General features: G+C 55.1%; 2 protein-coding genes and 1 pseudogene. All 3 read left to right on the forward strand.

The annotated features are described in order from the left end of the window. Positions 1-1,967 (forward strand): alpha-amylase family protein (locus ACMLHG_RS09790; protein WP_417170369.1); only part of this gene is annotated, 1,967 nt, incomplete at its 5' end. Positions 1,968-1,983: 16 nt separating this feature from the next. Continuing rightward, positions 1,984-5,124 carry a hypothetical protein gene (locus tag ACMLHG_RS09795; protein ID WP_417170370.1) on the forward strand — a complete coding sequence of 1,047 codons (3,141 nt, stop codon included), beginning with the start codon at positions 1,984-1,986 and terminating at the stop codon, positions 5,122-5,124. Between the two features lie 73 nt (positions 5,125-5,197). After that, positions 5,198-5,406: pseudogene (locus ACMLHG_RS09800) on the forward strand (hypothetical protein); the annotation flags it as partial.

Below are 5,406 nucleotides of genomic sequence, written 5' to 3' on the forward strand. Positions count from 1 at the left end.
ATTGTGAAAACATTCTGAGTCCGGAGATGGAAGAACTGCTTGAGCGCTATGAAACGCTGCTCGCAATCCGCGAAACGAGGACGCTGCCGGAAAACTGGAAAATGGTCACCTCACGGCAGCGCATGCTCGACAACTGGCCCACCGCGGTCATGCGCTCCGACAGCGGCAAACTGGAAGAGCGGAAGGTGTATCTCGGCGGCTATGGACACAGCGCTGCCATCCGGGAAGAAATGAAGGACTTCTCCGATATGGGAGCCAACATGATTCATCTGGAAATCGGCCCGAGTGCATTTTTCCCGACCCCGGGCAAACAAACGGAATTTGCCGCTCCGGATTACAAGCGCTTCCAGCGGGATATTGCAGAGATTATGACGGTCGCAAAGCAGAAAAATCTTCGCACCATGCTGCTTCTCGCCCCTCATTACGCTCCGGAATGGTGGTATGACCGTCATCCGGAGGCGGCCGGCATCTGCGGCTTTGCCAGATATGAAATCATGCATCCGGAAACCCGGAAGATGGTTTCTCACCACCTCGACACCCTGTTCTCCCGGCTTCGTCAGATGCCGTTCAGCGACTCGATCTTCAGTTTTTGTCTGACCAACGAGCCGAACTATTCCGGAGCTGACCCGAAGGAAAAAGCCTCCCAGCAGCGTTTTGCCGCTTACCTGAAGAACAAGTTCAAAACCGTTGCGGAACTCAATCGGCGCAGCGGCCTCGCTTTTGCCGATTTCGATGCGGCCTCCCAGAGCGCCGTGACAGAGCCGGCTATGCGCGTACTCTTTGAAAAGTACCGTCAGTGGGCTTTGCTCGACTGGCATCAATTCATTGCAAAGGAAACGAAAAAATATTTCCCGGACATTCCCATTCAGACAAAAATCATGGTCTTTTTCACTCTGGACCCCCAGCAACTGGAACTGGGCGTGGATCCGGAACTCTACTCGGAACTGGGTGACATCAACGGAAATGACAATTATTTCTACTATACCCCCGGGGGAACATGGATCGCAGACTGGGGGAAAACCACGTTCTACCATGACCTTCAATGGTCCTTCAAGCCTGCGGCAATCGTCAACGGCGAAAACCACATCATGCCCGACGGCTTCCCCGGCCGGCTTCCCTACGGACATGTGTATACGCAGGCGTTCCAGCAGTATGCTTCCGGAGTTTCCGGTCTGGCAACCTGGATCTGGGCGCCATATAAATTCGATCATCCGGAAATCATCCACAATAACATTTCGCGTCGGCCGCTTGCCCTGGCGGCACTGGGGGAGGCAACGTTTGATGCAAACCGGCTCTTCAATGAGCTTCAATCGTTGCGCCGCGCCCCGGCAGAAGTGGCTCTGTTCTACAGCCAGACCGCCTATCTCTGGGATCCGAAAGGATATTCAACCGCCATCCGCGGTGTGCACGAACAACTCTGCTTTACCGGGCGCCCGATCACGTTTCTGAGTGAAAAGCAGTTGATCCGCGACCAATTCGGCTCCGCCAGACTTCTGATACTTACCAACGTGAAAAATCTGGATCGCGAAGCCTGGCAGGGAATCCGCAGATTCACCGCTTCCGGCGGCCGTGTCATGTATACCGGCGCGATGCCGCTTCGCGATGAATTCAACCGCGCGCTGCCGCCACTCCCCATACCTGCCGAGAGGTTGAACATAACACCCTACCCCGGCATGGACATCGCGTCGCTGGAGAAACAAATTGCTCCGAACCTGTCCGCCTTTCAGCTCGGCATGACAGTTTCCTATGCCTCCGGAATGCAGGGAATCTACCGCCGGACAGTCTCCACGCCGCAGGGCGAGTTGACCAATCTGGTCAATTATAATAAGGGGATACGGAACATTCATTTCCAGATTCCCCGGGGATACAAACTCCGGGAGCTGATATCGGACCAGCTCATTGACGGAGCTTACTCCCTCAAGCCGTTGTCACCAATTCTGGTCCGTCTGGAAAAGGCAGAGAACTGACAGGAAAGATTCGCTTATGAAATCTCTATACGGTTCGGATCAGTCAAAAGAGTTTCAACAGCAGTTTTCCTCACCGGGCATTCTCTATCGCGACGCCCCGTTCTGGGCCTGGAACTGCGAATTGGAGGAAAATCAGCTTGTACGGCAAATTGAGTGTTTCTCGCTCATGGGAATGGGGGGATTCTACATGCACGCACGCTTCGGGCTGCGCACCCCTTACCTGGGTTGCAAATTCATGGAGTGCATCAAAGTTTGCGTCGCTGAAGCAAAAAAACGCAACATGCTGGCCTGGCTTTACGACGAAGACCGCTGGCCTTCGGGAAGTGCGGGCGGCACCGTAACCCAAGATCCCAGATGGCGGGCGCGCCATCTGAAGTTAAGTTTTGCTCCGGAGTCCGGCCCGGCAGAAGAGTCCGGGAAACTGCTGTGCTGTTATGCGGTGAAGCTGGATGAAACAGGGAAACTTTTCCATTACGAACGCGTCGCAGCTCAGGACCCCATCCCGGAATCCTATCGGAAATTGTATGTTTACCGCCAGCTTGCAACTCCGGAACCATGGTTTAACAATATGACCTATCTGGACACGCTCAATCCCGTCGCGGTCAGACAATTTCTCGAGGCGACTCACGAAAAATATTTTCACACGGTCGGTGAAGAATTTCATCATACCGTTCCCGGAATCTTCACCGACGAGCCTCAATTCACCCGGCAGAAGGATCTCCCGACGGCCGGAACAGATCAGCCGGCCATTCTGCCATACACCGATGATTTTCCGGAGAGTTATCAGAGAGAGTACGGTTGTGATTTCTTCGATACTCTTCCCGAGATTGTATGGGAGCTGCCGGACTCCCGTTATTCCGCGGCACGTTATCGCTTTCACAACCATGTTACAGAACGGTTCGCCACAGCATATGCGGACCAGATCGGCGCATGGTGCAGGGAGCACAACCTTCTTTTCACCGGCCATCTGACCGGGGAAGCAACCCTGTCCAATCAGTCCGTCTTCTGCGGAGAAGTGATGCGTTCCTACCGTGCCTTCTCCCTTCCCGGGATCGATATGCTCTGCGATCGCCGGGAGCTGGCGACGGCCAAGCAGGCGCAAAGCGCCTCCCGCCAGTTCGGCTGCGGCGGCGTTCTGAGTGAACTGGACGGAGTGACCAACTGGGACTTCTCGTTTGCAGACCACAAAGGGCATGGAGACTGGCAGGCCGCGCTCGGAGTCACCTTGCGGGTGCCGCACCACGCCTGGCTCTCCATGGCAGGCGGAGCCAAGCGGGATTTCCCCGCCTCAATCGGATGCCAGTCAGCCTGGTATCGGAAATATCATTGGATCGCAGATCATTTTGCACGGCTCAATGTCGCACTCACCCGGGGAAAAGCACTTGTGCATATTGCGGTGATCCATCCGATTGAATCGTTCTGGCTGCTTCAGGGGCCGCTCGATCAGACCGCAACTGCCAGAGAAAATGCAGAGAACGATTTCTCCTCTCTGATCGAATGGCTGCTCTTCGGGTTGCTGGACTTTGATCTGCTGTCGGAATCTCTGCTGCCGGAACAGAATGCTCACGTCGAAGGTTGTCAGCTCGTCGTCGGCGAGATGCACTATTCTTCCATCCTCGTACCGCCGACACTCACCCTGCGCGCCACTACGCTTGAACTCCTGGAACAATTCGTTGAGGCAGGAGGAAATGTCATATTTTCCGGATCGGTTGCCCCGCTCTGCGACGCGGAACGCTCCGCCCGTCCGGCCCGGCTGTCCGAACAGTGCACAAGAATCTCCCACACGAAGCATGATATTCTGCAGGTCATGGAACAGGAGCGGGAACTTCGGATCATTCGCAAAGACACCTGCCTGCCGGCGACAGAACTGCTCTACCAGCTCCGGGAGGACGGCAATGCCCGTTATCTGTTTGTCGCCAACTCGCTCCGCTGCGGGAACAGCTACCATGCGACCGTATCCGTTCACGGAGAATGGCAGCTGGAAGAGCTTGATACGTTTACGGGCACCGCCACTTTCGTTGCCGCGGAAATACGGAAAGGGTGGACGGCGTTTGATTTCGAATTTCATCCGCACGGACATCTGCTGCTGCGTCTCACCCCGTCACACAAAAGCAGCGGAAAATCGTTCCCCCTCTCCCCGCTGAACCAGGAAAAGACAGAAAAAAACATCCTGATGCGTCTGCCGGGGAACTGCGTAAAAGTTTCTCTGGATGAACCGAATGTCCTGCTCCTTGACCGGGCGGAGTGGAGAGTTGACGGTGGCCCGTGGGAAGCTCCGCTCGAAATTCTGCGCCTGGACAATACGGCCCGGGCAAAAATGGGGTTGCAACATAAATTTTACGGGGCACAGCCATGGAGCAAGCCGCAATCAGACAGAATTTACGGTTTGCTTGAACTGCGCTATTCCTTCGATTGCCGGACAAATGTTTCCCACGTTTTTCTGGCAGCGGAACAGCCGGAGAGTTCGACGTTCTGTCTGGATGGAGAAACAATTCCATTTGCCGACTGCGGCTACTGGGTGGATGAATCCATTCGACGTACGCTCCTGCCTGATCTGCAGGCAGGCCGGCACACCTTGTGCGTCAAACGCAAATACACAGATCAAACAAACATTGAACAGCTCTATCTGCTCGGCGATTTCGGGGTTCATACCCTGGCGGACACGGCGGAAATTACAGCTCCGGTCCGCAGCCTTCACTGGGGGGACATCACCACACAGGGGCTTCCCTTTTATGGCGGAAACATCTCCTATCATCTCGATTTTGAACTTTCCAAACCGGAACGTCTGGCTCTGCGACTGCCTCCCAGAAACATGAATATGCCGCATGGGTTGTGCAATCCTCAGGCGTCACGCGAGTGCGCCGTGGCAAGTTTTCGCGGAATGCTTGTTTCGGTGAACATCGACGGCAGAGAAGCAGGCGATATCGCGTTTTCGCCCTGTCAGCTTTCTCTCGGCCGCCTCTCCGCAGGAAAACATCAGCTGAAACTGACCCTCTACGGCAGCCGCATCAACTGTTTCGGACCTCTTCATCTCACCTTCCGATACGATTGGGACAGCGCGCCGGATGCCTATCGGCCGACCGGAGATCTCTTCAGCAACGAATACCGGCTTACGCCATGGGGAATCCTGCATTCCCCTCTTTTACTCCGGGAGTGAAAGGCGACATCGACCGCTCTCGGGTACGCTACGGGAAAATAAATTCCACTCATAAACAACGACAGGAGCAAAAATGGATCAGCAGGTAAAAGATAGCCTCAAAAAATTGACACGCTTTTTTGATCATCCCAAAGCCGGTACCTGGGAACGCATCGATCTGGACATCCGGCGCAACCGCATGGGCTGGGGCAGACTCTGGCTTCAGGATGGCCGGGGCAACGCGCTCAAACACCGGCAGATCAATTTACGCCAGACCTCCCACGATTTCCGTTTCGGATGCAA

Origin of the sequence: Victivallis sp., assembly GCF_048170485.1 — a bacterium.
GTDB lineage: Bacteria > Verrucomicrobiota > Lentisphaeria > Victivallales > Victivallaceae > Victivallis.

Coding starts and splice junctions, on each gene's coding strand:
- ACMLHG_RS09795 (WP_417170370.1), top strand. CDS start 1,984: ATGAAATCTCTATACGGTTCGGATCAGTCAAAAGAGTTTCAACAGCAG.